Annotated in this window: 28 protein-coding genes and 2 tRNA genes; 8 read left to right on the top strand and 22 right to left on the bottom strand. The window is 37.8% G+C overall.

Going from position 1 to position 26,744, the window contains the following annotated elements; all coding sequences use genetic code 11:
• Nucleotides 1-3: 3 nt before the first annotated feature.
• From CHB68_RS04370 to kduI, 10 genes are all read right to left on the bottom strand, one after another.
• Nucleotides 4-1,620, bottom strand: coding sequence for a UxaA family hydrolase (locus tag CHB68_RS04370; protein ID WP_089259606.1), 1,617 nt, complete (start codon nt 1,618-1,620; stop codon nt 4-6).
• Between the two features lie 15 nt (nt 1,621-1,635).
• Complete coding sequence (locus CHB68_RS04365; protein ID WP_089259605.1) at nt 1,636-3,072, bottom strand: tagaturonate reductase; 1,437 nt, start codon at nt 3,070-3,072, stop codon at nt 1,636-1,638.
• A 24-nt stretch (nt 3,073-3,096) separates the two neighbouring features.
• Nucleotides 3,097-4,392 carry a TRAP transporter large permease gene (locus CHB68_RS04360; protein ID WP_089259780.1) on the bottom strand — a complete coding sequence of 432 codons (1,296 nt, stop codon included), beginning with the start codon at nt 4,390-4,392 and terminating at the stop codon, nt 3,097-3,099.
• On the bottom strand, nt 4,392-4,850 hold the full coding sequence (locus tag CHB68_RS04355) for a TRAP transporter small permease (protein ID WP_245838785.1): 459 nt from the start codon (nt 4,848-4,850) through the stop codon (nt 4,392-4,394). Before CHB68_RS04355 ends, CHB68_RS04360 begins: the two co-directional genes overlap by 1 nt.
• A gap of 4 nt (nt 4,851-4,854) precedes the next feature.
• Nucleotides 4,855-5,835 carry a TRAP transporter substrate-binding protein gene (locus CHB68_RS04350; RefSeq protein ID WP_218822479.1) on the bottom strand — a complete coding sequence of 327 codons (981 nt, stop codon included), beginning with the start codon at nt 5,833-5,835 and terminating at the stop codon, nt 4,855-4,857.
• A 1-nt stretch (nt 5,836) separates the two neighbouring features.
• Nucleotides 5,837-6,508, bottom strand: a complete 672-nt coding sequence (locus CHB68_RS04345; protein WP_089259603.1) for a bifunctional 4-hydroxy-2-oxoglutarate aldolase/2-dehydro-3-deoxy-phosphogluconate aldolase — start codon at nt 6,506-6,508, stop codon at nt 5,837-5,839.
• A gap of 70 nt (nt 6,509-6,578) precedes the next feature.
• Complete coding sequence (locus tag CHB68_RS04340; protein WP_089259602.1) at nt 6,579-7,619, bottom strand: sugar kinase; 1,041 nt, start codon at nt 7,617-7,619, stop codon at nt 6,579-6,581.
• A gap of 23 nt (nt 7,620-7,642) precedes the next feature.
• Entirely contained in the window at nt 7,643-9,061 is a 1,419-nt protein-coding gene (gene uxaC, locus CHB68_RS04335) for a glucuronate isomerase (protein ID WP_089259601.1), read from the bottom strand.
• Nucleotides 9,061-9,846: a gluconate 5-dehydrogenase gene (locus CHB68_RS04330; RefSeq protein ID WP_179213132.1), complete on the bottom strand. Its 786-nt coding sequence runs from the start codon at nt 9,844-9,846 to the stop codon at nt 9,061-9,063. Before CHB68_RS04330 ends, uxaC begins: the two co-directional genes overlap by 1 nt.
• Before the next feature lie 2 nt (nt 9,847-9,848).
• The gene (gene kduI, locus CHB68_RS04325) at nt 9,849-10,685 is read right to left on the bottom strand and encodes a 5-dehydro-4-deoxy-D-glucuronate isomerase (protein WP_089259599.1); all 837 of its coding nucleotides are present in this window, start codon (nt 10,683-10,685) and stop codon (nt 9,849-9,851) included.
• Nucleotides 10,686-11,040: 355 nt separating this feature from the next.
• Between kduI and CHB68_RS04320 the strand changes: the two genes are divergently transcribed.
• Nucleotides 11,041-11,262: a hypothetical protein gene (locus CHB68_RS04320; RefSeq protein WP_089259778.1), complete on the top strand. Its 222-nt coding sequence runs from the start codon at nt 11,041-11,043 to the stop codon at nt 11,260-11,262.
• Between the two features lie 118 nt (nt 11,263-11,380).
• Here the strand turns inward: CHB68_RS04320 and CHB68_RS04315 are convergent, their stop codons facing one another.
• The 5 genes from CHB68_RS04315 to CHB68_RS04295 are packed head-to-tail and all read right to left on the bottom strand — an operon-like array spanning nt 11,381 to nt 14,982.
• Nucleotides 11,381-11,656 carry an ATP-dependent Clp protease adaptor ClpS gene (locus tag CHB68_RS04315; protein ID WP_089259598.1) on the bottom strand — a complete coding sequence of 92 codons (276 nt, stop codon included), beginning with the start codon at nt 11,654-11,656 and terminating at the stop codon, nt 11,381-11,383.
• 20 nt (nt 11,657-11,676) lie between these two features.
• Nucleotides 11,677-12,519 (bottom strand): 50S ribosomal protein L11 methyltransferase, encoded by an 843-nt coding sequence (gene prmA, locus CHB68_RS04310; RefSeq protein ID WP_089259597.1) that lies wholly within the window; start codon nt 12,517-12,519, stop codon nt 11,677-11,679.
• Between the two features lie 24 nt (nt 12,520-12,543).
• Complete coding sequence (tpiA, locus tag CHB68_RS04305; protein WP_089259596.1) at nt 12,544-13,293, bottom strand: triose-phosphate isomerase; 750 nt, start codon at nt 13,291-13,293, stop codon at nt 12,544-12,546.
• Between the two features lie 38 nt (nt 13,294-13,331).
• Entirely contained in the window at nt 13,332-14,429 is a 1,098-nt protein-coding gene (locus CHB68_RS04300) for a BT_3928 family protein (protein WP_089259595.1), read from the bottom strand.
• Between the two features lie 10 nt (nt 14,430-14,439).
• Entirely contained in the window at nt 14,440-14,982 is a 543-nt protein-coding gene (locus tag CHB68_RS04295) for a DUF1599 domain-containing protein (protein ID WP_089259594.1), read from the bottom strand.
• A gap of 102 nt (nt 14,983-15,084) precedes the next feature.
• Between CHB68_RS04295 and folP the strand changes: the two genes are divergently transcribed.
• Both folP and CHB68_RS04285 read left to right on the top strand, forming a co-directional pair.
• The gene (gene folP / locus CHB68_RS04290) at nt 15,085-15,909 is read left to right on the top strand and encodes a dihydropteroate synthase (RefSeq protein WP_089259593.1); all 825 of its coding nucleotides are present in this window, start codon (nt 15,085-15,087) and stop codon (nt 15,907-15,909) included.
• Nucleotides 15,910-15,963: 54 nt separating this feature from the next.
• A complete protein-coding gene (locus tag CHB68_RS04285; protein WP_089259777.1) occupies nt 15,964-16,749 on the top strand; it encodes a diadenylate cyclase in 786 nt (261 codons plus the stop codon).
• 36 nt (nt 16,750-16,785) lie between these two features.
• Here CHB68_RS04285 and CHB68_RS04280 read toward each other — a convergent pair whose 3' ends face one another.
• Both CHB68_RS04280 and truA read right to left on the bottom strand, forming a co-directional pair.
• Nucleotides 16,786-18,552, bottom strand: coding sequence for an ABC transporter ATP-binding protein (locus CHB68_RS04280; RefSeq protein ID WP_089259592.1), 1,767 nt, complete (start codon nt 18,550-18,552; stop codon nt 16,786-16,788).
• Nucleotides 18,545-19,294, bottom strand: a complete 750-nt coding sequence (truA, locus tag CHB68_RS04275; RefSeq protein WP_089259591.1) for a tRNA pseudouridine(38-40) synthase TruA — start codon at nt 19,292-19,294, stop codon at nt 18,545-18,547. Before truA ends, CHB68_RS04280 begins: the two co-directional genes overlap by 8 nt.
• 125 nt (nt 19,295-19,419) lie before the next feature.
• Here truA and CHB68_RS04270 point away from each other — a divergent pair, with 125 nt between their 5' ends.
• A complete protein-coding gene (locus CHB68_RS04270; RefSeq protein WP_089259776.1) occupies nt 19,420-19,914 on the top strand; it encodes a metallophosphoesterase family protein in 495 nt (164 codons plus the stop codon).
• 113 nt (nt 19,915-20,027) lie between these two features.
• On the opposite strand, the gene CHB68_RS04265 is transcribed toward CHB68_RS04270, so the two are convergent.
• Complete coding sequence (locus tag CHB68_RS04265; RefSeq protein WP_089259590.1) at nt 20,028-20,438, bottom strand: DUF4293 domain-containing protein; 411 nt, start codon at nt 20,436-20,438, stop codon at nt 20,028-20,030.
• Nucleotides 20,439-20,632: 194 nt separating this feature from the next.
• On the opposite strand from CHB68_RS04265, the gene rho reads away from it, so the two are divergent.
• The 4 genes from rho to CHB68_RS04245 all read left to right on the top strand — a co-directional run bounded on the left by rho (nt 20,633) and on the right by CHB68_RS04245 (nt 24,547).
• A complete protein-coding gene (gene rho / locus CHB68_RS04260) occupies nt 20,633-22,273 on the top strand; it encodes a transcription termination factor Rho (RefSeq protein WP_089259589.1) in 1,641 nt (546 codons plus the stop codon).
• A 187-nt stretch (nt 22,274-22,460) separates the two neighbouring features.
• On the top strand, nt 22,461-23,126 hold the full coding sequence (locus CHB68_RS04255; protein ID WP_089259588.1) for a hypothetical protein: 666 nt from the start codon (nt 22,461-22,463) through the stop codon (nt 23,124-23,126).
• A gap of 21 nt (nt 23,127-23,147) precedes the next feature.
• Nucleotides 23,148-23,822 carry a hypothetical protein gene (locus CHB68_RS04250; RefSeq protein WP_089259587.1) on the top strand — a complete coding sequence of 225 codons (675 nt, stop codon included), beginning with the start codon at nt 23,148-23,150 and terminating at the stop codon, nt 23,820-23,822.
• Between the two features lie 167 nt (nt 23,823-23,989).
• Entirely contained in the window at nt 23,990-24,547 is a 558-nt protein-coding gene (locus tag CHB68_RS04245) for a hypothetical protein (RefSeq protein ID WP_089259586.1), read from the top strand.
• A gap of 109 nt (nt 24,548-24,656) precedes the next feature.
• On the opposite strand, the gene rpsT is transcribed toward CHB68_RS04245, so the two are convergent.
• The 4 genes from rpsT to proS form a co-directional block, all read right to left on the bottom strand.
• The gene (gene rpsT, locus CHB68_RS04240) at nt 24,657-24,908 is read right to left on the bottom strand and encodes a 30S ribosomal protein S20 (protein ID WP_089259585.1); all 252 of its coding nucleotides are present in this window, start codon (nt 24,906-24,908) and stop codon (nt 24,657-24,659) included.
• A 55-nt stretch (nt 24,909-24,963) separates the two neighbouring features.
• Nucleotides 24,964-25,035: transfer RNA gene (locus tag CHB68_RS04235), tRNA-Glu, on the bottom strand.
• A gap of 59 nt (nt 25,036-25,094) precedes the next feature.
• A tRNA-Glu gene (locus tag CHB68_RS04230) sits at nt 25,095-25,166 on the bottom strand.
• A gap of 78 nt (nt 25,167-25,244) precedes the next feature.
• Nucleotides 25,245-26,720 carry a proline--tRNA ligase gene (gene proS, locus CHB68_RS04225; RefSeq protein WP_089259584.1) on the bottom strand — a complete coding sequence of 492 codons (1,476 nt, stop codon included), beginning with the start codon at nt 26,718-26,720 and terminating at the stop codon, nt 25,245-25,247.
• Nucleotides 26,721-26,744: the final 24 nt, after the last annotated feature.

Here is a 26,744-nt window from a genome sequence, read left to right as displayed (position 1 = left end):
GGCTTATAATGAAACGCCTCTTTTCCAAGGTATAAAATCATCTTGCCCCAATTGGTCCGCCTTTGCCTCTATGGTACCACTTGCCACATTGATTACATATTCCAAAATTTCCTCGCCCATTTCTTGAATGGATTTTTCACCTCGGATGACAGCGCCCGTATCTATATCGATAATATCCGGCATACGCTCTGCTAGTATGGTATTTGAGGAAACTTTAAGCACCGGTGCAATAGGATTTCCCGTAGGCGTACCCAGACCTGTAGTAAACACGACAATATTTGCTCCTGAACCAACCATACCGGTTGTACTTTCCACATCGTTACCTGGCGTGCATAACAAATTTAGCCCAGGTTTGGTAACATATTCCCCATAATCCAATATGGACACAATGGGCGATGTACCCCCCTTTTTGGCGGCGCCCGCGGATTTCATGGCATCGGTTATTAAGCCGTCCTTAATATTCCCTGGTGATGGGTTCATATCAAAACCAGAACCGGCCGCTTCTGCAGAGGCTTCATAAGCTTTCATGAGTTGCATAAAACGTTTTGCATCATCATCGTTTACGCATCTATTCACCAACTCCTGCTCCACTCCACATAGTTCAGGAAATTCAGAAAGTATAGGTGAACCTCCAACAGCTGCAAGAATATCTGAAGCATATCCTAATGCCGGATTTGCAGAAATTCCAGAAAAACCATCAGACCCACCACATTCCAATCCCAATTTTAATTTGGAAATAGAGGCTGGTTTTCGTTGAATGGCATTAGCTGCTTTTATACCCGCAAAAGAATCTTTAATAATGGTATTAAGCATCTCATCAACCGTACCCATTTGTTGCTGCTCATAAATTAGAACAGGTTTATCTAAATTGGGGTCGATATCTTTTAATGCATTCTTTAATAAATCGATTTGCAAATTTTGACAACCAAGGCTCAATACGGTTGCACCGGCCACATTGGGATTTTTTACGTAACCCGCTAAAAGTTTGGCCAATGTTTGTGAATCTTGGCGTATGCCCCCACAGCCCCCTTGATGGGTAATAAACTTAACATCAACATTATCAAAGGTTTCGGTACCGGTTTCCGTTTTTCCATCGTTAAAATCAGCATCTTTTCCGTTGATGAGGTTACGCAGTAATTGTCTTTGTTTACGTTCCCTGCCCATAGTAAGTTCCTTTTCAAAAACCTCTTTGAGCACCTCAATATTTCTATTTTCACAGAAAACCAATGGAAAAAATAACCACACATTTTGTGTACCTACTTGCCCGTCTGGTCTATGATAGCCCATAAAGGTTCTATCTTTCCATTTTGATATATCTGGCGCTTTCCATGTAACCCTCTTGGTCCTTTGGGTTACAACATCACTCTGGTGAACTATATTTTCAGTGGTAAGAACATCGCCCTTTTTTATAGGATATAATGCTTTTCCTACCAGCACCCCATACATAATAATTTGACTGTTCTTCTCTAGATCGGTTAAAGCAATTTTATGTTTAGCTTTAGTATTGGACAATAGTATGATTTCCTCCCCATTAAACTGTACACGGTCACCTTGTACCAAGTCTACCAGGGCTACTGCCACATTATCTTCCTCTTGAACTTTAATCAATTTTTTCTGCATGGAAATTTTTTTAGACTAACCTATTTTTGAAAAACCTTCTTTAATTCCATATTTCTCGATCATTTCCAATGATTTGGCAACCGAATCCGTTAATCCTTGTACCGTATTCAAATCCTTGCCCCAATATGATTGTTTTGCCAAAACTTGTTTAGCCACGTTCCTAACGTTATCAAACTGCCAAATACTTAACATTTCCGCAACAATTTCCCGATCATCATTGATCGGCAGTTGTTTACCATTGTAAGCTCCTTTATAAAAGCGGATCAAGCAAGCAAAAGCAAAAACTGTACGCATTGGTAGTTTACCTTTACGCTGTACGTACTCCAACAAGCTTGGCAATACCCTCACCTTAAACTTGGAAACGGAATTTAGGGCTATACTGGACAATTGGTGTACCACGAACGGATTCCTGAAACGATCAAACACAGCGTTGGCAAATGTTTCCAACTCTTCTTGTTCCATGTCCAAGGTAGGAATGATTTCCTCAAAGACCAATGATCTTATAAACGGTCCCGTGAAATCTTCATCTACGGTCTCTTTTACGGTTTCATTACCATACAGCAGTGAAAAAGGAACCATAGCAGTATGTGCGCCATTTAAGATACGAACTTTTCGTGTTCTAAACGGTTGCATATCCTCTACGATTTTAACATCCAAATCTGTTTTATGAAAGGGAAGTTTTTGTCTTAATAACTCATCCCCTTCAATAACCCATAAGAAAAAAGTCTCGGCACTAACAATCAAATTATCCAAATAGTCCAATTGCTTATTATAATCTTCAATTTGATCGCGAGGATACCCGGGTACTATCCGATCTACCAAAGTATTGTGGAACGAACAACTTTTCAGCAACCAATATTTAAAATCATCGGATAAATTCCATAATGAAATGTAGTCCAGAATAATCTGTTTTAGGGTATCTGAATTATGATTGATCAGTTCACACGGTATGATCGTTAATCCTTTTTCTTCCGCACCATCAAAATATGTGAAACGTTCATATAATAATCTGGTCAATTTTGCCGGAAATGAATTTGGAGGGGTCATATGCATCGTATCCGTTTCTACATACGCTATACCGGCTTCTGTGGTATTGGAAACCATGAATTGCAATTCTTCTTCCTTGGCCAAATCTAAATATGAGGCAAAATCCTTATATGGATCTATACCTTTAACAATATTGGTGATCAATTCTTTTTCCTCTATTTCCTTACCGTCCTTAATTCCTTTTGTAAATAAGGTATACAGTCCATCTTGATCATTCAACATTTGCACCATTCCCTTATCAATAGGCTGTACTACGGCAATACCTGCATTAAATCCGGTTTTCTTGTTCAACGTTTGGAACGCGTATTCTACAAAAGCCCTAAGGAAGTTACCCTCTCCAAATTGGACGATCTTTATAGGTAAAGTAGAAGGTTCCCCTGCATTTTTTCTATTTAGTTTCTGCATGATTTTATTTCAGATAGATGATTCTTATAGATCGAATAGGCTAGGCAACCACAAACTCAATTGAGGTATATAGGTTACCAAGAATAATGCAACGATCATAGCTATAAATAGCGGCAACAATGGTTTAAATACTTTTTCTATGGTGGTTTTGGCCACCCCGACCCCAACAAAGAGCACCGATCCCACGGGGGGAGTACAAAGACCTATACAAAGATTTAGGACCATAATGATTCCAAAATGTACAGGATCAAGTCCTAATTTGGTTACCACAGGTAAAAAGATGGGGGTAAAAATGAGGACAGCCGGTGTCATATCCATGAAAATGCCCACAAATAATAACAATAGATTGATAATCAATAGAATTACGATTTTGTTATCACTTAAACTTAATAGTCCACTACTAATGTCCTGGGGTATGTTCTCATAGGACAAGGCCCAGGACATACACATAGAAGATCCTATCAATAACATTACAATTGCTGTGGTTGCGGAGGAATCCAGTAGAATTTGCGGAAGGTTCTTAAAATCGATTTCCTTATATACAAATCCAAGTATCAAGCTGTACAACACTGCAATTGCCGAAGCTTCCGTAGCCGTAAAAATGCCGGTAACTATACCGCCAATAACCACTACGAGCATAAATAAACTTGGCATTGCATCGATAAAGGTTTTGCTTACTTCCTTTAACGAACTTCGTTTCCCGATTTTATACTTTTTCTTTTTTGCCCAAAACGCCGCAACGATCATCAAAAATAATCCGGTCATGATACCGGGAATATATCCTGCCAAGAACAAGGCTGCAATAGATGCCCCTCCACTGGCCAGGGAATATACAATAAGGACATTACTGGGTGGAATAATCAATCCCGTTGTGGCCGATGTAATATTTACCGCGGCGCCAAATTCTTTGGAATAACCTTCCTTTTCCATTTCAGGGCCTAGGATACTTCCCATTGCGGAAGCGGAAGCCATTGCCGATCCAGCTATGGCGCCCATTAACATGGCCGCAATGACATTGATAAGTGCCAGTCCGCCCGGCAATGATCCTACCAACGTTTTGGCAAATGCTATAAGCCGGTTTGCAATACCCCCCTTGTTCATAAGCTCTCCCGATAATATAAAGAATGGAATGGCCAAAAGCGCAAAACTATCCAGACCTGTGGCCATACGCTGAGATACAGTGGTAAAAGCAGGCATTGCCGGTATACTTACCAACATAGTCAATAATGAAGATATGGCAATGCTCCATGCAACCGGTGTACCAATAGCCAGCAGGCAAACAAAACTTATGACCAATACGAGTATAGGAATTTGCTCCATCATAATTCTTTAGTATTTAAATCCGAAATTTTGTAATACATGATCAACAATCCACTTATAGGAATAATAATATAAACCAAAGCCAAGGGTACCTGTAATGCTGGGGATTGTTGTCCTAAAACATAGGATATATATACCAATCTAGACCCCCCTATCACAAATGCAAAAAAGACAAATAGAATAACCAGAATGGTTACAATGGTCTTTAGTTTTTTTTGTGTTTTTTTATTTTGGCGCATGGGCAATATGTCTATGGCCACATGTAAATTTCTGCCGGAAACATATGCGGCTCCTAAAACACCGATCCATATCATTAAATATCTGGCTAATTCATCGGTAAAGGAACTGGGGTTACCGGTTACGTACCTTGTAAACACCTGCCATAATACGTTAATGACCATTACGGCCATAATTACGATCAATGTTCTGCTTAAAACAGCATCTATTTTACGTCTCATTACTTTATTGGGTTTCTTGAATTTTTTTGATCAAAGGGTATATTTCTGCGTCATCCTTATAACTTTCATAGATGCCCTGTACTTTTTCGGCAAACAAGGTTTTATCCGGTCTACTGACTACAACGCCTGCCTTTTGCACCTCGCGCAATGCCTCTGCCTCTGCCTCTGCCCAAAGAATACGTTGATACTTTACGGACTCTTTCACCGCTTGACTTAACCACATTTGTTCTTGTTGTGACAACTTGTTCCAAACATAGGTGCCTATGAGTAACACATCTGGCAGCACCGTATGCTCATCCAAGGAATAATATTTACAGACTTCATAATGACGGGAGAGATAAAAACTTGGCGGATTATTCTCGGCACCGTCCACAACCCCCTGTTGTAAGGAAGTATATAACTCTCCCCAAGAAATTGGTGTAGGCGATCCACCTAGGGCCTTAACCATATTTACGGCAGTAACACTTTCCATAACCCTTATTTTCTCCCCCTCAAGGTCTGCAGGTTTTTCTATAGGTTTGTTCATCGTATAGAAACTACGACTACCGGCATCATAATAACCCAAGCCCTTTAGCCAGTATTTTTCCCCTTCGTTCAATAACATTTGACCAATAGGTCCGTCAAGGACATTAAAAGAATGTTGTCTATCTCTAAACAAAAACGGTAGACCTAGAACCCTGGTTTTAGGTGCAAAATTTTCAAGTACACCTACGGATACTTTTGTCATGTCAAGACTACCAATTTGTAATAGTTCCAAACATTCCCGTTCCGTACCTAGCTGTTGGCTGGGATAGATCTCCAATTTAAGTCTACCACCCGAACGCTCCAGTAAATCTTCCCCCATTTTCACCATGGCCTTATGGACAGAATGACTTACGTCTAATCCATGCCCTAGACGGATTGTTTTTGTTTCATTGTCCACACCACATCCAAAAAAGGTTATGGTACATATTAATAGGGTTAAAAAACTTTTGCGTGTCATCATTTTAATTTGATCTGATCTTTTTAATAAGTGCCATGGCATCTGCCACTTTTTTCTCTAGACCTGCATAATCCTTATTGGCAAGCACATCCTTACTGATCAATTGGGAACCCATACCAACACAGGTTACACCGGCATCAAACCAACCTTTAAGGTTACTTTCCTCCGTGCTTACGCCACCTGTTGGCATAACACTGGTCCAAGGTTGTGGTCCTTTAATGGCCTTTACAAATCCCGGTCCATAGGTAGAGCCCGGAAACAGTTTAATGATTTCGCAACCTAATTCTTCCGCTCTATTGATCTCTGCCAAAGAGCCACATCCTGGTGACCATAATACCTTTCTTCTATTGCATGCAATGGCAATATCTTCACGTAAGGAAGGGGTTACTATGAAATTTGCGCCCATCTGCATATAAAAACTTGCGGCGGCGGCATCGGTAATAGAACCAACCCCCATGATCATGCCCGGTAATTCCTTTACCGCAAATTTGTTCAATTCCAAAAATACTTCAAAGGCAAAATCGCCCCTTGCCGTAAACTCCATCAATCTAGCCCCGCCATCATAGCAGGCTTTCATAACTTTTTTTCCTAGCTCTATGTCCGGATGGTAAAATAAGGGTACCATACCGGTTTCCTTCATTACCGCCGCAACTTCCAATCTTGAATATTGTGCCATTTTATTTTCTGTACTTTAAAATTGGCCGCTACCTGTACATCAAGTACCGACCAATATTTGTTATTTCTTCTTAACGAGCTACCCTACCAGAGGCATCTCCTCCCATTAATTTTTCTACTTCCTCTATGGTAGATAAATTTGCATCTCCTTTGATGGTATGTTTTAAACATGATGCCGCAACCGCAAAATCCAAAGCGTTTTGATCGTCTTCTGGGTACTTAAGCAAGCCATAGATCAATCCGCCCATAAATGAATCTCCGCCTCCTACTCTATCTACAATATCAGTAATTTGGTACTGACGCGTTTCGTACATTTTTTCACCATCCCAAAGTACTCCTGCCCATGTATTATGAGAAGCAGATATTGAGCCTCTAAGTGTGGTAATTACTTTCTTTGCTTTTGGAAATTTTTTCATCATTTGCTTACATACCGATAAAAAAGCTTCTGCCTTTACATCTGCACCATCCTTATGAACGTCCAGTCCTTCTGGGTGGATACCAAAATGTTTTTCGGCATCTTCCTCATTTCCTAAAATGATATCACAATAGGAAGTAAGTTCTGTCATTATTTTTTCGCGATCGCCACCATACTTCCATAATTTGGCCCGGTAGTTCAAGTCTGTTGATATTGTAATTCCTTTTTTTGCTGCCGCCTTGACCGCTTCTAGGCAAACATCTGCCGCCCCTTGGGAAATTGCCGGTGTAATCCCTGTCCAGTGAAACCATTCCACACCGTCAAAAACATCATCCCAATCAATCATACCGGATTCTATTTCCGCAATTGCGGAATGTGCACGGTCATAGACCACTTTACTACCACGGCTTACTGCACCTGTTTCCAAGAAGTATATCCCCAAACGGTCTCCGCCAAAGACAATTTTACTAGTGCCCACTCCTCTTTTGCGCATTTCCATTAAAGCACATTCACCAATATCATTTTTAGGCAAACGGGTCACAAAATCTACGGGAACCCCATAATTTGCCAATGATACGGCAACATTGGATTCACCTCCGCCATATACTACATCGAACTCATTGGCTTGAGAAAATCTTAAAAATCCAGGAGGTGATAATCTAAGCATGATTTCACCAAAAGTGACTACTTTTTTCATTATTTATTGAATTGTAATTTGATTTAAAAATTGAAATATTCTTTTGCGTTGTTATAACATATATCCTGCACGATGCCCCCAACCAGGTCAAAATCCTTTGGCAGTTCGCCGTTTTGCATTTCCTGACCAAAAAGGTTGCATAATACCCTTCTAAAATATTCATGCCTAGGATAGGACAAAAAGCTTCTGGAATCTGTGAGCATACCAATGAAACAGCTAATCAGTCCCATGTTTGAAAGGGCGTTGATCTGCTTGGTCATTCCATCCTTTTGATCCAAAAACCACCAACCTGATCCAAATTGCATTTTTCCTTTTACCTTACCGTCATTGAAATTACCGATCATTGTGGCCAACATTTCATTATCGGCTGGGTTTAAATTGTATAAAATTGTCTTTGCAAGGTGATCACTGGCATCTAATCTATTTAAAAACTTGGACAAGGTGGCTGCCTGCGCATAATCCCCAATGGAATCCCAACCCGTATCAGGACCTAGAATACGGTTCATTCTATCATTGTTGTTCCTTAAGGCTCCTAAATGAAACTGTTGAATCCAATTGCGCTGATGGTATTGCTTGCACAAGAACAGTAAAATAGCGGTTTGGAACTTTTCATCATCCTCTAGGCTCAACTCCTTTTTATTTCTTCTCTTTTGAAATATTGATTCAATTTCCGTTTCCGTAAATTCACGGTAGGGAACATAGCTTAAGCCATGATCGGACAATTTGCAGCCATGCTGATCAAAATAATCCAAACGTAAGCTCAATGCATCACAAAGTGACTTATAGGAATCTATGGAAACGCCGCTCACACCCGATAATTTATCTAGATATTCCAAATAAGTACCTGTGGTTATCAAAATGGCCTTATCCGGCCTAAAGGCCGTACTTACTTTAACATCAAAATTGCTGTTGGCAATCTGTACATGATGGTCCAAACTATCAATGGGGTCTTCTGTAGTACAAATGACCTCAACATTCATTTTATTGATCAGGTTTTGGCAAGTAAATGCCTTAGTTTGAAGTTTGGAAGTAGCCTCATCATAAATAGCGTTTGCCGTATTTGGATTTAGGAGCGTGTTGATATCAAAATACCTTTGCAATTCCAAATGAGTCCAGTGATACAAAGGGTTCCTTAAGGTATAGGGAACCGTTTTGGCCCACTGTATAAATTTTTCCTTATCGGGTGCATTTCCGGTAATATATTTTTCATCTATACCGAAGGTCCTCATAGCACGCCATTTGTAATGATCACCATTGATCCAAATTTTGGTAAGGTTTTCAAAACTTCTGTTGGATGCTATTTCATTGGGGGGTAAATGGCAATGATAATCTATGATTGGCATAGGAGCCGCAAACTCATGATAAAGTCTTTGAGAAAATTTATTTTCCAAAAGAAAATCATCATTGATAAACGTAGTGTTGATTGAAGCCGAAGTACTCATTAATTTTCATTTGATGGTTTACCAATGGTGGCCAAAATACCACCGTCAACGTATATAATCTGTCCGTTCACAAAATCACTTGACTTTGAAGCCAGAAAAACTGCCGTTCCTGCTAAATCCTGTGGGTCTCCCCATCTTGCGGCAGGAGTTCTATTAATAATAAATTCATTGAAAGGATGCCCATCAACCCGAATAGGGGCTGTTTGCGATGTTGCAAAATAACCCGGACCAATACCGTTTACCTGAACATTATGTTTGGCCCATTCCGTGGCAAGATTGCGGGTCAGCATTTTTAATCCTCCTTTGGCGGCAGCATATGCGGACACACTATTTCTCCCCAACTCGCTCATCATGGAACAGATATTGATGATTTTTCCCCCTCCTTTATTGATCATCCTGTTCCCGATCAATTGCGACATTATAAATGCCCCTACGAGGTCAACCTCAATTACCCGTCTAAAATCGTCAACGGGCATAGTAGTGGCAAGTTCACGTTTTATAATACCCGCATTGTTTACCAAAATATCGATTTCACCACCTTCGGCAACTATTTCCTCTACCTTTTTAGCTGCCAATTTATCATCTGTAATATCAAATATATAGCCAGAGGCCTTATATCCCTTTTCTTTATATGCCAACAGTGCATCATTCATTTTGGCGGGCGTGGTCCCCGTAATGACCAGTTCCGCACCGGCATTGGCAAGTCCTTCCGCCATTGCCATGCCCAAACCATGGGTACCTCCTGTAATCAACGCACGTTTTCCCGTTAGATCAAACATATTCATTATTATCTTAATTCGTTAGGCGCACAAACATCCATATCCCCGTAATCCAAATTTTCTCCGGCCATACCCCATACAAAGGAATATGCACAGGTACCAGAGCCAGAGTGAATGGACCATTCCGGAGAAAGCACCGCTTGGTTACTTTCCATAAATATATGCCTAGTGTGCTGTGGTTCTCCCATGAAATGACAAACGGTCTGGCCTTCTTCCACATCAAAATAAAAATATGCTTCCATTCTCCTATTGTGCGTATGCGCAGGCATCGTGTTCCAAACATTGCCCGGCAAAAGTTCGGTAAGTCCCATCTGTAATTGACAAGTTTGCACAATACTATTTACGATCAATTTGTTCAATATTCGCTTATTTGCATATTTCTCATCTCCCAACTGGATAACTTCTGCCTCATTTGCCCCAACTTTTTTAGTAGGAAAACTTTTATGTGCAGGAGCGGAATTGATATAAAATAGAGGTTGTTCTCCATCTACAGCTTCGAAGATGACATCCTTGGCACCTTGACCCACATATAACGCTTCTTTTTTGGAAAGTTCGTAAGATGTGCCATCGACCGTAATTTTGCCTTTTCCACCCACATTGACCACTCCAAGTTCCCTACGATCTAAAAAATTCTCAGATTTTAAATAAGGTATCGTTTCTAACTTCACAGATGTATTTACCGGCATAACGCCACCTACAATATATCTATCATACATGGAATACGTAAGTTGTACACTATCCTTTACAAATAGTTTTGGTATTAGAAATTCCTTTCTTAGTTCATCTGTACCATATGCTCTACTATCAACAGGATGAGCAGCATATCTAAATTCATAATTAGTCATATTATTATTTTATGCAATCGATTACACGAATATAATGGATTTTAAAGAATCGACAACTATTTAATCTTAAAAATATATTTAATCTTAAAAATTATGCTTGATTCTAACTATAATTTAATTTATAGTTACATATTACTAAAAATACTGGTCTACGTACAAAAAACAATAAAAATGAAACAAAAAAAGCTTGGAAGAAATTTAAAAAATCTTGGAATTAGGTCATTTGTAATTTATTTAGCCTCATTTTAGTTAAATTGTTCACAAATACTATTATCTAATTGCCCTATAAGTATATACAATTGACAAAGAATTGCGTAATTTGAATATTATGTTAACTTTGAAAAAAAAGCAGCAAATGGAGTTACTTGAAAAAGCTCAAGAGTTTATAGGTCGGAAAATGAGTAATATGTCTACTAGTGACCGAGTAGAAGCGTCAAGAGAGGCAAAATCACTTATTTTAAGTATTAATGAAATATATAAGGAAACTAAGGACCCTAATTTAATGGAGGTCATGAAAGAAGTTACCGTTAAAAAGAAAAAGATTGAGAAGAGATTGAATGGTGTGCCTTTGGTATAATTTAAATTCATTATCTATTTTAATTTAAAAGACCCCTTCATCTAAAGGGGTCTTTTAAATTATATAGTATTTGCAAACCTATTTTGGGAATATGTAAAAAGCTTTTTACATATACGATCTAAACAATTTCCGCACTTAGTCCCGCTTGTAACAATCTTGAACATTGTGGCTTTAATTCTTCAAACTCACCAGTTTTTACGGTACATTTTCCTTTATAATGAACTATTAATGAACATTGCTCCGCTTGTTCCGGTGAATGCTCACACACAGAGATCAGGGTATTGATTACATGATCAAAAGTATTGACCTCATCATTAAAAAGAACGATTTCATTTTGCTGAACCGTTTCTTCTTCTAAAAGTAGTTCTTCGGAAATTTCTTCTTTTATGCTCATCTCAATAAAATTAATACAGTCTAATTTACATATTTTGCTGCAACCCAATTATTCCGTTCAATATTTTTTACAAATTTTAACGAATTAATTTTACATTTTTCCGTAATCATATCCAAATCTTCGGTATAAAATCCACTTAAGAGTAAAATACCATCCTTATTCAAAGCCTTGGAATATGCCGGTATGTCTGCCAACAAAATATTTCTATTAATATTTGCGATTATTAAGTCGTAAGATTTTCCGGAAACTAACGAGACATCACCTTCGTACACCTGGACGATATCTATTTGATTACGCGCTACGTTTTCCTTTGCATTTACATAACACCAATTATCAATATCTATGGCATCAACATGAGCAGCGCCCCTTAAGGCCGCTAAAATTGCCAGAACACCTGTTCCACTTCCCATATCCAAAACAACTTTACCTTCCAAATTCAATTGAAGTATATGCTGTAACATCATGTGGGTAGTTTCATGATGCCCAGTACCAAAACTCATTTTTGGTTCTATTACGATATCATATTCTACCCCGCTCATAGTTTCATGAAAAGGAGCCCTTATCATACATCTATCATCAACTACAATTGGCTGAAAATTCTGTTCCCAGGTGGCGTTCCAATTTTCCTGCTCTATTTCCTTGAACGCATAATCGATTTCAAAATTTGGATTGGAAAGAATGTCGATATCGTTCAAAATATCCATAGACCAATCTTCCTTTTGGATATAGGCCAAAATTGCGTCTTCCTCTTCTACAAAACTCTCAAAACCAGCTTCACCCAATTGGGCAATAAGAATATCTGAAGCTGGTTCTGGAGGTTGCACCGTAAAACGGTACTCTATATATATCATATTGTTGCTCATGCCTACATGTAGCGAATTTTCCAGTTAAATTGCGTTGATGATGGCCACAAAATCATCGGCCACCAATGAAGCGCCACCAATTAGACCACCGTCCACATCTGGCTTAGAGAATATTTCCTCGGCATTACCCGGTTTAACACTACCTCCGTACAAAATAGTGACATTTGTAGCTATGGTGCTATCAAAGGCCTCTGCTATGGTCTTACGGATAAAAGCATGCATTTCCTGCGCCTGTTCCGGAGAAGCGGTTTCTCCTGTGCCTATGGCCCAAACTGGCTCGTAGGCCAAGATAATATTTGTCCAAGCAGAAGGCTCTAAATTAAATAGAACGTTTTTTAACTGGCTTTCTACCAATTTAAAATGATTGCCCGATTTACGATCCTCCAATTCTTCACCAAAACAGAACATAACCCGCATTCCCTTTTGCAGTGCGGTTATTACTTTCTTTCTCAATATTTCATCGCTCTCCATAAAATATGCCCTTCTTTCAGAATGGCCTATAATTACAGTATCTACACCTATATTCAATAACATATCTGCTGAAATTTCCCCAGTAAACGCACCGCTTTCCGCATAATGCATATTCTGTGCAATAGCTTCTATCTTAGAACCGTCAAGAGCACGCACGGCACTTGAAAGGTTTACATAAGTAGGAGCTACCATAACTTCTGCATTGGTATCAGGTAATTTAGCGGACAATTCTGCCAATAGGGCTTCCGTTTCCGCTAAATTTTTATTCATTTTCCAGTTTCCAGCTACTATTTTTGCTCTCATTTTTATTATTTCTAATTATATTAATTCGCTTTATATCGTTAATTGAACTTTAACTGTTCCAAATCGTTGTAATGAACCTTTTGCATAATGGTTCCTTTTTCCAATACCAATACACCCGGGTTAGACCTCACAATTGTTTTTAGAGTAGTCTCGTCCGTAAAATAAAAGTCGAAGCCCAAATTATATTCCTTAACCAAAATATTGGTTTGATCAGGTCCCGAAGCAGACATCCCTATAACTTTATATCCGGACTTTATAGCTTTGTCCATAACCTTTTTTACATCGTTAAAAACCGTTAGGTTGGATTTTCTTAGATCATAGGCTATTACCATAACCAATTTAGGTTCTTGAAGTAAGGTACCCGCAAAATCCTCCCCATCTTGCTCAATTGTAAAATCATGTACGGGAGGTTCGTAACCTGCTTGAATTTCCTCTGTTTCAACACTTATAAACTCACCATCAACGGTAGGGTAATCTCCATTGGAAATATGAATTTCTTCCTTTCCGTTAACATTAAATTTCCATCTATACTCAAACAATGCCTTGGGTGCATCTTCCGGAACGGACATTCCTTCTTCTATGTTCTTACCAATTTCATAAGGTCTAAAATCAATTACAGGTAAATGATTCAACACATAATATACATATCCTACACAAGCTATAAGAGCCGCAACCATTACCGTTGATGTAGTTTTTGGATTTACCAATGGGGTGATGTATTTTCTTCCGGCGTAAATGATCAGTATTAAAACCAGTAACACCACATCTTTTGTAAACGACTCCCATGGCGTCAGTTTTATAGCATCGCCAAAGCAACCACAATCCGTCACCTTATTAAAATAGGCCGAATAAAAAGTAAGGAACGTAAAGAAAACGATCATGGCCAATAATGTCCATATTGTAAACTTGCGTTTAAAACCAAGAATTAACATTACACCCACCATGACCTCTATTACGACCACGGCTATGGATATAGCCAGTGCAAAAGGCATTAGAAAAGGCAGGTCAAGAACGCCTTGGCTAAAATATTCTTCCAATTTAAATGAAAAACCAACGGGATCGTTCAATTTAATAAATCCACTGATGATAAATAAAATACCAACAAATATGCGTACAACTCCTACCAAATATTTCATTGTCCTTGTTTTATTTTTCCAATCCTAAGTGAATAAGTGCAAATACAGCATAGTTGATCATATCCTGATAGTTGGCATCAATGCCCTCACTTACCAGGGTTTCTCCCTTATTGTCCTCAATCTGTTTTACGCGTAACAGTTTTTGCAGAATGAGGTCCGTTAATGAACTCACCCGCATGTCTCTCCAAGCCTCTCCGTAATCATGATTTTTGTTCAGCATGAGTTCCTTAGTAATCTGAATATGTTTAGAATATAAAGCAACCGCTTTTTCCGTATCCAAATCTGGCTGGTCCGCAACCCCTAGTTCTAACTGAATGAGTGCCATTACCGCATAATTGATAATCCCGATAAATTCTGATCGCTTACCTTCATCTACCTTACGGACGTCATTTTCTTGAAGGCTTCGTATACGTTGTGCTTTTATGAAGATTTGATCAGTTAAGGACGGCAATCTTAAAATTCGCCATGCACTACCATAATCTGACATCTTTTTCTGGTACAGATTCATACAAACCTGAATTACCTCATCGTATTCCTTTGCCGTGTCTAGCATGTATTTCTATCTAATTTGTGTAAATTTCGCTTAAATATTTGTAACCATCAAGATTGATGGTTTAAACTTGGAAAATGCCACAAATTCCTATTAAATATTGATATGACGATAAATTGCAAGGGTAATATAATTTCGCTGGAACAACCTAGGATAATGGGTATATTGAACGTAACCCCAGATTCTTTTTTTGATGGCGGAAAATACCAAGATCAGCATAGTATTTTAAACCAAGTTGAAAAAATGCTCACCGACGGAGCAACCTTTATAGATGTTGGCGCCTACAGCACAAGACCTGGAGCCGCAGAAGTAGATGAAGTAACAGAAATGCAACGTATAATCCCGATCATAGATTTGATCTTGCATAAATTTCCAGATACCTTGATATCCGTAGATACGTTTAGAAGTACTATAGCAAAAACTTGTATTGACCATGGGGCGGCTATGATCAATGATATCTCCGCAGGAATGCAGGATAACAATATGATGAAAACGGTGGCTCGCTTAAATATACCCTACATTATGATGCATATGCGGGGAACTCCTCAAAATATGCAACAACAGACAGACTATAGGGACCTGTTAAAAGAGATGCTTGTTTTCTTTTCCGAACGTCTAGGTGTAGCAAAATCATTAGGTATTAAAGATGTCATCATTGATCCAGGTTTTGGTTTCGCCAAAAATAGGTTACAAAATTTTGATCTTTTAAAGCAAATGGAACTATTACAGATGACTGACAGACCCATTTTAGCAGGTATAAGCAGAAAATCAATGATCTACAAAACATTACAGACCCAGCCAGATAATGCATTGAACGGTACTACTGCACTACATATGGTATGTCTGCAAAAGGGTGCCAATATCTTACGGGTACATGATGTTAGGGAAGCTTGGGAATGTATAAAGTTATATGAACAATTAAATGCCTAAGTTTATATTAAATTCTTGCAATCTATTTTCTTAATTTTACTAAAACGGTACGGATTGGATTTTTTAAATTTTATTGACTTTAAGATTACCGATGTCCTGGACATCATTTTTGTTGCCGTGCTACTCTATTATATCTACAAGCTGGTTAGAGGCTCCGTGGCCATCAACATTTTTATAGGAATTGTAATTGTCTGGGCTTTCTGGAAACTGACGGAATTATTGGATATGCAGATGATCAGCAGTATGGTTGGCGCCTTCATGCAGGTAGGGTTAATTGCCTTGATTATAGTATTTCAACAAGAAATAAGAAAATTTTTATTGATGATCGGTTCCACCAATTTTGCCAATAAAAGAAATTTTGTAAAACATTTTAAGTTTCTAAAACAAGAAGGTATATCTACCGATACCGATGTAGACTCCATACTTAAAGCTTGCGAAAAAATGGCAAGTTCCAAAACCGGCGCAATAATAGTTATTGAACGTAGCAATTCCCTTGAATTTATAAAATCTACGGGAGATCGTATGAATATAGAAATCAATCAGCCCATTTTGGAAAGTATTTTTTACAAGAACAGTACGTTACATGATGGTGCTGCTGTAATTTCCGGTAATTTTGTTGTGGCCACTAGAGTTATATTACCTGTTTCCAATGAACGCAATATTCCCCTACGCTTTGGATTACGACATAGGGCCGCCGTGGGTATTAGTGAAAAAACCGATGCCCTGTGCTTGGTAGTCAGTGAGGAGACCGGATTGATTTCCTATATAAAAAATGGTGAATTTGTAACCTATGATTCCATCACCCAGTTGGGTACCATGCTTAAACAGGATTTAATTTAAGGAACTAGCCTGTTCTATAATTAATATCCTATAATTCTACGCCACTTCCTCCGCTAAAAATTGTGCTTCATATAGATTACTGTAATACCCCTTCTTTTTAAGGAGTTCCTTATGGGTTCCCGTTTCTACGATATTACCTGCATCCATAACAATGATCTTGTCCGCTTTTTTAATGGTGGCCAAACGGTGTGCTATTACAATGGAAGTTCTACCTTCTGTAATTTTATCGGTAGCCAATTGAATCAACTGCTCGCTGTAGGTATCTACGGAAGATGTGGCTTCATCCAAAATCAAGATACTGGGATTACTTACATAAGCACGTAAAAAAGCGATCAACTGACGCTGTCCACTTGAAAGCATTGTTCCCCTTTCTTTTACATTATATTGATATCCGCCCGGTAAACTGGAAATAAACTCATCTACACCAATAGCTTTGGCGGCCATTTCAATATCCGACACACTTATGGCAGGGTTTTTCAAGGAAATATTATTGGCAATGGTATCCGCAAACAAAAAGACATCTTGCAATACAATTGCAATGTGGGAACGTAATGATGCAAGGTTGTAATCCTTAATATCAATACCATCAATAGCAATGGTACCGGAATTAATTTCATAAAAACGGTTCAATAAATTGATGATCGTACTCTTACCGGCTCCAGTAGCCCCTACAATGGCAATGGTTTCCCCGGCCTTTACCTCAAATGAAATTCCGTGCAGTACTTCTTCATCCTCCAAATACCCAAAACTAACGTTATCAAATTTAATGTCACCTTTTACCTGTTCCCTTTCAATTGTACCCAAATCCTGTATATGGCTATCCGTATCCAAAATTTTAAACACCCTATTTGCGGCCACCATACCCATTTGTAAGGTGTTAAATTTATCCGCTATTTGTCGTAATGGCCTAAACAACAAATCTATGAGCATAATAAATGCAAATACCGTACCTGCAATATCCGTAGATATATTCGCCACATTTTGCAAACCGCCATACCAAACGATCAAGCCAACGGTAATGGAAGAGACAATTTCAGCAATGGGAAAGAAAATAGAATTGTACCATACCGTCTTTAACCACGCCTTTTTATGTTTTTCATTGATTTGCCTAAACTTATCACTTTCTATTTTTTCCCTAGTAAACAACTGCACTATCTTCATGCCCGTTATACGTTCCTGAACAAAAGAGTTCAAGTTGGATACTTCTGCCCTAACTTCGGTAAAGGCAACCTTCATTGCTTTTTGGAACAATCTGGTTGCATATAGAATAATGGGCAGTAATGAAAATACAATGAGAGACAGTTTCCAATTAATGATAATCATTACCACCGCCGCCACCGCCATTTTTAATAGATCGGCCACAATAACAAAAAAACCTTGACTGAAAATTTCACCAATACGTTGCATATCTGCCACCGCCCTGGTCACCAAAACGCCCAATGAAGAATTGTCAAAATACTTCATTTTAAAACCAAGCATTTTTTTAAAAAGGTCTATACGCACATCTTTAATAACAGATTCCCCCAACCAATTGGCATAATAATTAAAGGCTAACTGACTAATGACCTGTCCTATCAATACGGCCAACATGGCAATGATTAAATAGAGTAACATTTGCTCGTTGCCCTGTTTAATGGCATCATCAATAATTTTCTTGACGATCAAAGGGGTAAGTACCGCAAATCCAGATAATAAAATGGCCGCAAGGGCAACCCCATAAAACGTAATCTTGTACGGTTGGGTATAGGCCATTAAGCGTTTAAAAAGACGAGTGTCAAATGCTTTGCCAGAATCCTTATCCATTCTTTAAAATAGTATTGGGGTATACAATAGAGGTCAAATATAATCCTTTTGCGGGTACAGAAACCCCGGCCATGGACCTATCCTTACTTTTTAATATGGTATTAACATAGTCCGGATCATATTTACCAATACCCACATTGATCAATGTTCCTACAATTGCGCGTACCATATTACGTAAAAATCGGTCTGCCGTTATGGTAAAGATAAGATGGTCTTGATCCTGCTTCCAATTGGCGAGTGTAAGGTCGCAAATATTCGTAAATACATCAGTATTGGATTTAGAAAAGCATTCAAAATCCTTTTTACCGATCAATAACGAGGCTGCCTTGTTCATTTTACTTACATCTAAATCCTTTCTTACAAAATGGGCCGTATCGCTGAAAAATGGATTCTTAGTTTTTGTGATTTGATATTCGTAGGTTCTGGACCGGGCGTTGAACCGCGCATGGGCATCATCATTAACTCGTAATATTTGTTTTACGGCAATATCTTCCGGTAGCAGAGAATTTAATCTAAAAATAAAATCAGGTATGTGCTTTAATTCTTCAATATCAAAATGGGCATACATTTCCTTGGCATGGACACCGGCATCTGTCCTACCCGCTCCCGTAAGAGCAATTGGCTGATTTAATATGGTTGCCATGGACTTTTCAAGAACTTCTTGCACCGTTATGGCATTGGGTTGATTTTGCCAGCCGTGATATGCTTTTCCAAAGTATGAAAATTGAATGAAAAATCTCAAAAGGATGTGGTAATTTTGTATTTCGCAAAGGTATTAAAAAGGATACGTTTTATAACACCCTTGAACAACTCCTTTATATTTGGCCGTGTGTATAAAATACCATGAACCTCTCAATAATAATTGTAATGACCAAAATTTTATTGCTTTCGGACACCCATTCCTATATGGACCAAGCCATTCTTAAACATGCTCAATGGGCGGACGAGGTTTGGCATGCAGGCGATATTGGGTCACTAAAGGTTACGGACGCCATTAGAAATATAAAGCCTTTAAGGGCAGTTCACGGAAATATTGATGATCATATCATCCAAAAAGAATTTCCTGAGAACAATAGATTTTTTTGTGAGAATGTTGATGTATGGATTACCCATATTGGAGGTTACCCGCCTAAATACAATATGAGGACCCGTGATATCATAAAAGAAAATCCGCCAAAACTATTTATAAGCGGCCATTCTCATATACTCAAGGTCATGTGGGATAAAAAATTAGGTACATTACATATGAATCCTGGCGCATGTGGCAAACACGGATTTCATCAGGTACGTACCATGCTACGTTTTATTATAGACAAGGAAGAAATTAAGGATTTAGAAATTATAGAATTAGGCAAACGCTAATCTTAAATGCACAAAATCAACAAAATGTTTTGTGACCAATGATTAGTTCAATAAAATAAAAAACCCGGAAACTACCCCGGGTTTTACGCACTAATACTACTAAGATGTTAGGTTTAACGCAAACGATCAACAGATTTTACAAGATCTTCATCCTTCTTTATGGCCCTATTTGCAAGAGCTAAAAAAACGATAGAAAATACTGGAATCAGCATCCCAATACCCTTCTCAGAAACCGAAGCTTCTCCGGATAAGTTTAGTGATCGGTAAACAAAAAATCCTAATAAAATAACGTTCAATATCATGTTCAGCCTGTTAACAACAAACTGATTTTTTCTATTTTTAAAACTTACTAAAGACCATATCGCCAAAACGGCACCGGCATAGAAAGCTATGGAAATAATCATATCATTATTGGCGAAAACCTCTGTGCCATCTATATCTACCCAAAGATTTAGAAAAAAAGGCAATACACCTGTAAGAATGGCGACAATTAATAAAAAAACACTCTGTATTCTCTGAATCATAAATTTATTACCACATTACAGTGCAAAAATACAGGTCTTTTCAAAATTTATGACTCTTTTATTCAAAATAATTTGTAATATTGCTTCGTTATCATGTTATAACGCCTACCAAGAAGGAAAACATTCCTTGAGATTACCCTTAATATAATATACTTCTTACAATACAAATTACTTATAATTTATTCGACTATTTAATGTTTGAGATTTCAGATTTAAAATCAAAAAAGCTACCTGAGCTTCAGGAAATAGCTAAAGGACTTAAAGTTCCAAAATTCAAAACTTTAAAAAAATTAGATTTAGTCTACCAGATTTTGGACTTACAAGCTGCCAACCCCAAAGTCGCCGCGGCAATAGCTCCCGCTAAGACAGAAACAAAAGAAGACAGCCCATCATCTGAAGAAAAACCTAAGTCCAAGCCAAAACCAAGGCCAAGACCACGTGTTTCAAAAGATGCAACCAAAGAATCTAATACCAACACAAGAGAAGAATCCACCAAGAGCGAGGATATTGCGGAAAAGAGTTCCAAGGAAAGTACGGAAACTCCAAAGCCTAGGCCCAGACCACGACCTAAAGCTTCCAATTCAAGCAATAACAAAAAGGATTATCAAAAAAATTCTTCTCAAAACAACCAGAACAAAAAACCAAATCCTAGGGTTCAACACGACAAAAGCAATTTTGACAAAGACCTTAAGAATAGATATAAAGAGCCAGAATACGAATTTGATTCTATAATAGCTAGTGAAGGTGTTTTGGATATTATGCAGGACGGCTACGGATTTTTACGTTCCTCTGATTACAATTACCTTTCTTCACCCGATGATATTTATGTTTCCCAGTCACAGATAAGACTTTTTGGATTAAAAACAGGGGATACGGTATTGGGCAATGTAAGGCCTCCAAAAGAAGGTGAAAAATATTTTCCATTGATAAAGGTCAACAAAATCAATGGTATTGATCCCCAAATAGTTCGTGACCGTGTGTCCTTTGAGCATTTGACCCCTTTATTTCCACAAGAGAAATTTAATTTAGCAGAGCGCCAAAGTACCATATCCACAAGGATTATAGATTTGTTCTCTCCAATTGGAAAAGGGCAGAGAGGTATGATCGTGTCGCAACCAAAATCTGGTAAGACCATGCTATTAAAGGATATAGCCAATGGTATCGCCGCCAATCACCCAGAAGTTTACCAGATAATATTATTGATCGATGAACGTCCTGAAGAGGTTACGGACATGCAACGTAATGTTCGTGGGGAAGTAGTCGCCTCTACGTTTGACAAGGAACCTACAGAACATGTACGCGTTGCCAATATTGTATTGGAAAAAGCCAAGCGATTGGTAGAGTGCGGTCATGATGTAGTTATCCTTCTTGATTCCATAACACGTTTGGCCAGAGCTTATAACACGGTGCAGCCAGCGTCAGGTAAGGTATTAAGTGGTGGTGTGGATGCCAATGCGTTGCACAAACCTAAACGATTCTTTGGTGCAGCACGTAATATTGAAGGAGGCGGATCACTTTCGATCATTGCAACGGCATTAACAGAGACCGGTTCAAAAATGGACGAGGTAATCTTTGAGGAGTTTAAAGGTACCGGCAACATGGAACTTCAATTGGATCGTAAAATTGCCAATAGAAGAATATTCCCTGCTATTGACCTTACCTCATCAAGTACACGAAGAGATGATATGTTACTGGATGAAAATACATTGCAACGTATGTGGATAATGCGTAAATACCTTGCAGATATGAATCCGGTAGAGGCAATGGAGTTTATTGAACAGCGTTTTAAACAAACCAAGAACAATGAAGAGTTCCTAATGACCATGAATCAGTAATTGATAAAAATTAACAAAAAGCCCGATTTCAAATGAAATCGGGCTTTTTTTATTCTTTAAATAACACATTCTTGACCCTTGGCAAATCGTTATCACTACTATTTTTTTATATCTTTAACATAATAATAAAAGATCCCTCCCCCAGTCTTTTAACAATTTTCTCATTAATAACCTTAATTCCCGGAAAATGAAAAGACCAAATTCCATTGCTACACTAATGTTATGTTCATTATTAATGTTAAGTATAGTAAGTTGCAACCAAGAACCAAAAAAAGAAAAACCAGTTCCTCCAGTAGTAGAGGCTCCCGCCAATATCATTTCTTTGGATGAGGCAAATGTCATTTATGACAATTATACCAAACACAGAGTAACACTTATTGAACCATACGAGCAACAAAGAGAACAAGATGAAGACTTTACAGCCGGAAGATTTGTGGATTTCGATTATGACACTATTAAGCAATACATAGCATACATAGATCAAGAAGCAAAAGATGCGGGAGTTAATAAAGTAACTAAATTAAGATTATATTTTGCCAACTACCCCAACTCCGATAAATTTCCTAATGGCAAAAAAGTAATCCACAAAAGACAGAACTCAATTTTTATGGTTCCAACCTTGGATAAGGGCGGGATTAATTATGGATTTTTTATTGGAAGTAACGGCAAGGCAGAATTGATAAAGGATTGGAAAGATTCTAGCACAGACGGAATTGGTGTACATATAGGCCAAACACAAAAAGCCCATGCAGGTATAATGCCCACCTTTACCTTAAACTCAAATTTACAGGACAGTAAAAGTTTAGCTTTAAATTTTGGCCAAGGTGGTCCGCCGCCAAAAACAGATTTCTAATTTAGCTTATGCATATCACATATGTCTTTCATTAAGGATAATTATTATATGCTGGTATATGCGATAACATTATTTGTGTCGCTAGCTTCATATAGAAAATATTACGATACTGTTTTAAAATACTTTCCAATTATTATTGCCTATACTTTCTTTAATGAAGTATTAGGCTATTTGGTACGTACCTATGATGAAATTTCCTTCTTTCAAAATGTGCAATACAGTAATTTCAACGATGTAATTTATAATATATACGCCTTAATTTTCTTTGCATTTTTTTATCGAGTCTATTGGCAGCTCATACATAACAAGCGTTATAAAAAGTATATATTTTCATTCTTCTTTATTTTTTTGATTGCATACATTGTCAGCACCTTTTTTCAAAATCCGCTAGAGACCAATTTATATTATGCATTGGCCATTAGTTCATGGTTATTGGTCATTTGCATTGTCTTATATTTTAAGGACAAAAAGGAATTGGATGAAGATATTTACCAAGCACATAACCTTATGTTCTGGGTTAGCTTGGCCCTATTCATATTTTATTCCATTTTTCCAGTCATATACGTCATAGGCTACACTCAATATGAAATTTGGGTTAAATATGATTTGCGCTCCTTACTAAATGTATTAATAGTTATAATGTACACTTTATTCATTTTCGGTTTTTTAAAAAGCAGAAAATTGGCATTTAGATAATCATTAATAAATAATCATAGTTACCCTAGCGCTAAAACATATTGGAATACCTTATAAATAATTACTTTATCCTTTTTTATGCACTGGCCTTAGTATTGTCCATTGGCACATATAAACACTATTACAATTCCATACTAAAGTATTTACCTATACTTTTCACCTACACTATGTTAACAGAATTATTTGGTATGATTATTCGTGATATTGATGATATTCAAATTATATACAAAGAAGAATACTATAACTATAATACGCCAATTTTCAACATATTTGATATCATCTTCTACCTCTATTTTCTTTACATCTACTACAAACTATCCACAAATACTCTACATAAAGAAATTATCAAATATGGAGGTATGGCATTTTTGCTTACCTGTATTATTAATTTATGGATACAAGATTTTTATACAGAACCACAAGTTTTGGCAATTATTATTGGGTCGTTACTACTTATATTTGGGGCACTAACTTATTTGAGGGAATTAAATTCCAAGATTCCAAGAACACAACGTTATACTACACTACTCTTTTGGGTAAGTACAGGATTACTAATCTTCTACAGCTGCTATCCTATAACCATGTATCTACTTTCGTTTAAATATGACATATATATTCAACTTGGTCTAACCAATTTGCATTACGCTTCTATTGCGGCAATGTATACTTGCTTCATCATAGGTTTTATATCCATGAAAAGAGTCACACCCAGGTACGGTTGGTAGAATTAACTTTATATAGGTTACCAACGCTAACCGCACATTATTATAATGGTTGTAAATAAAAAAAGCCTTCCTAAAAAAGGAAGGCTTTTTATACTATTAAAATATGGTATTATAAAGCAGCTACATGCTTAGCTAGTTTACTTTTTAAGTTGGCCGCTTTATTATCATGGATAATATTACGCTTAGCCAAACGATCGATCATACCAACAACAGTAGGAAACAAGGTTTCAGCAGCCTTTTTATCCTCCTCTGCACGTAATTTTCTCAATGCGTTACGCATTGTCTTGTGCTGATATTTGTTACGTAAACGTACTGCTTCGTTTCTTCTGATTCTCTTTAACGCTGACTTGTGATTTGCCATTTTATCTCTTAATTTGTTTATAGGATTTATTAAAATCCTGAAAATGTTTTTTTAGTAGTCCGTAGGGGAATCGAACCCCTGTTACCAGGATGAAAACCTGGCGTCCTAACCCCTAGACGAACGGACCATAATCTTAAACTTGAACTTAAAAATAGCAATTAAAGAACTAAATCCAAAAATGCTTAGTAGTCCGTAGGGGAATCGAACCCCTGTTACCAGGATGAAAACCTGGCGTCCTAACCCCTAGACGAACGGACCATACTTTGTGCAATTGCGGATGCAAAAATACAAATATTTTTTACTATCACAACACCTGAATATTATTTTTTAAAAAAATTAATATGCTTTAGCAAATAACACCCTTTTATTAGATGGTTTGCCGCTTACCATACATACCCCATCCTCAGCAACGGCATCAATTGGAATACACCTAATAGTGGCTTTTGTTTCATTTTTGACACGTTCCTCGGTTTCCTTGGTACCGTCCCAATGGGCAGAAATGAAACCACCTTTTTCTTTTAAAACTTTTTTAAACTCATCGTAAGAATCAACTTTTGTAATGTGCCCTGTGCGAAAATCCAGTGCTTTTTGATAAAGGTTTTTCTGTATATCATCAAGCAAGAACACTATTTTATCCACAACATCTACCGCCATTACCGTTTCTTTCTCCAAGGTATCTCTACGTGCCACCTCAAATGTACCATTTTCAAGATCCCTTGGTCCTACCGCTAATCTTACCGGTACACCTCTTAATTCATATTCGTTGAATTTAAACCCAGGTTTATGGGTATCCCTATTATCAAATTTAACCGAAATTCCTTTTGCCCTCAACTCCTTAACCAAAGGCATAACTTTTTCGGAAATGAGGTCAAGTTGGTCAAGACCTTTATAAATTGGAACGATCACAACTTGTATCGGGGCCAATTTTGGAGGAATTACCAAGCCGTTATCATCGCTATGCGTCATGATCAAAGCCCCCATCAATCTAGTGGACACCCCCCAAGAGGTAGCCCAAACATATTCTTTACCACCTTCTTTGGTAGCAAACTTAACGTCAAAGGCCTTTGCAAAATTTTGACCTAAAAAATGTGATGTTCCCGCCTGTAAAGCCTTGCCGTCTTGCATTAAAGCCTCTATGCAATATGTTTCCAAGGCTCCTGCAAAACGTTCACTTTCTGTCTTTGTCCCCTTAATAACGGGAACGGCCATATGGTTCTCGGCAAAATCCGCATATACGTTCATCATTTGTTCGGCTTCGGCAATAGCCTCTTGCTCCGTTGCATGTGCAGTATGCCCCTCTTGCCATAAAAACTCTGATGTTCTAAGAAACAACCTGGTTCGCATTTCCCAACGCACAACATTTGCCCACTGATTTATCAACAACGGCAAATCCCTATAGCTTTGAATCCATTTTCTATAGGTATCCCAAATAATGGTTTCAGATGTTGGTCTTACGATCAACTCCTCCTCTAATTTTGCTTCAGGATCTACGACAACACCACTTCCATCATCCGCATTTTTAAGCCTATAATGGGTAACTACCGCACATTCTTTAGCAAAACCTTCCACATGGCTAGCTTCCCTACTAAAATAGGATTTAGGAATGAACAAAGGAAAATAAGCATTTTCATGACCTGTTTCCTTAAACATTTTATCCAAGCCTGCTTGCATTTTTTCCCAAATACCATAACCGTATGGTTTTATTACCATACACCCCCTAACGCCGGAGTTTTCGGCAAGGTCTGCCTTAACTACTAATTCGTTATACCATTTGGAATAATCCTCACTTCTCTTAGTCAAATTTTTACTCATTATTTGGAGTTTGGCACAAATTTT

Origin of the sequence: Maribacter sedimenticola, assembly GCF_900188415.1 — a bacterium.
GTDB lineage: Bacteria > Bacteroidota > Bacteroidia > Flavobacteriales > Flavobacteriaceae > Maribacter > Maribacter sedimenticola.
The sequence above is the reverse complement of the archived record's forward strand: the minus strand, read 5'-3'. Positions and strand labels throughout refer to the sequence as shown.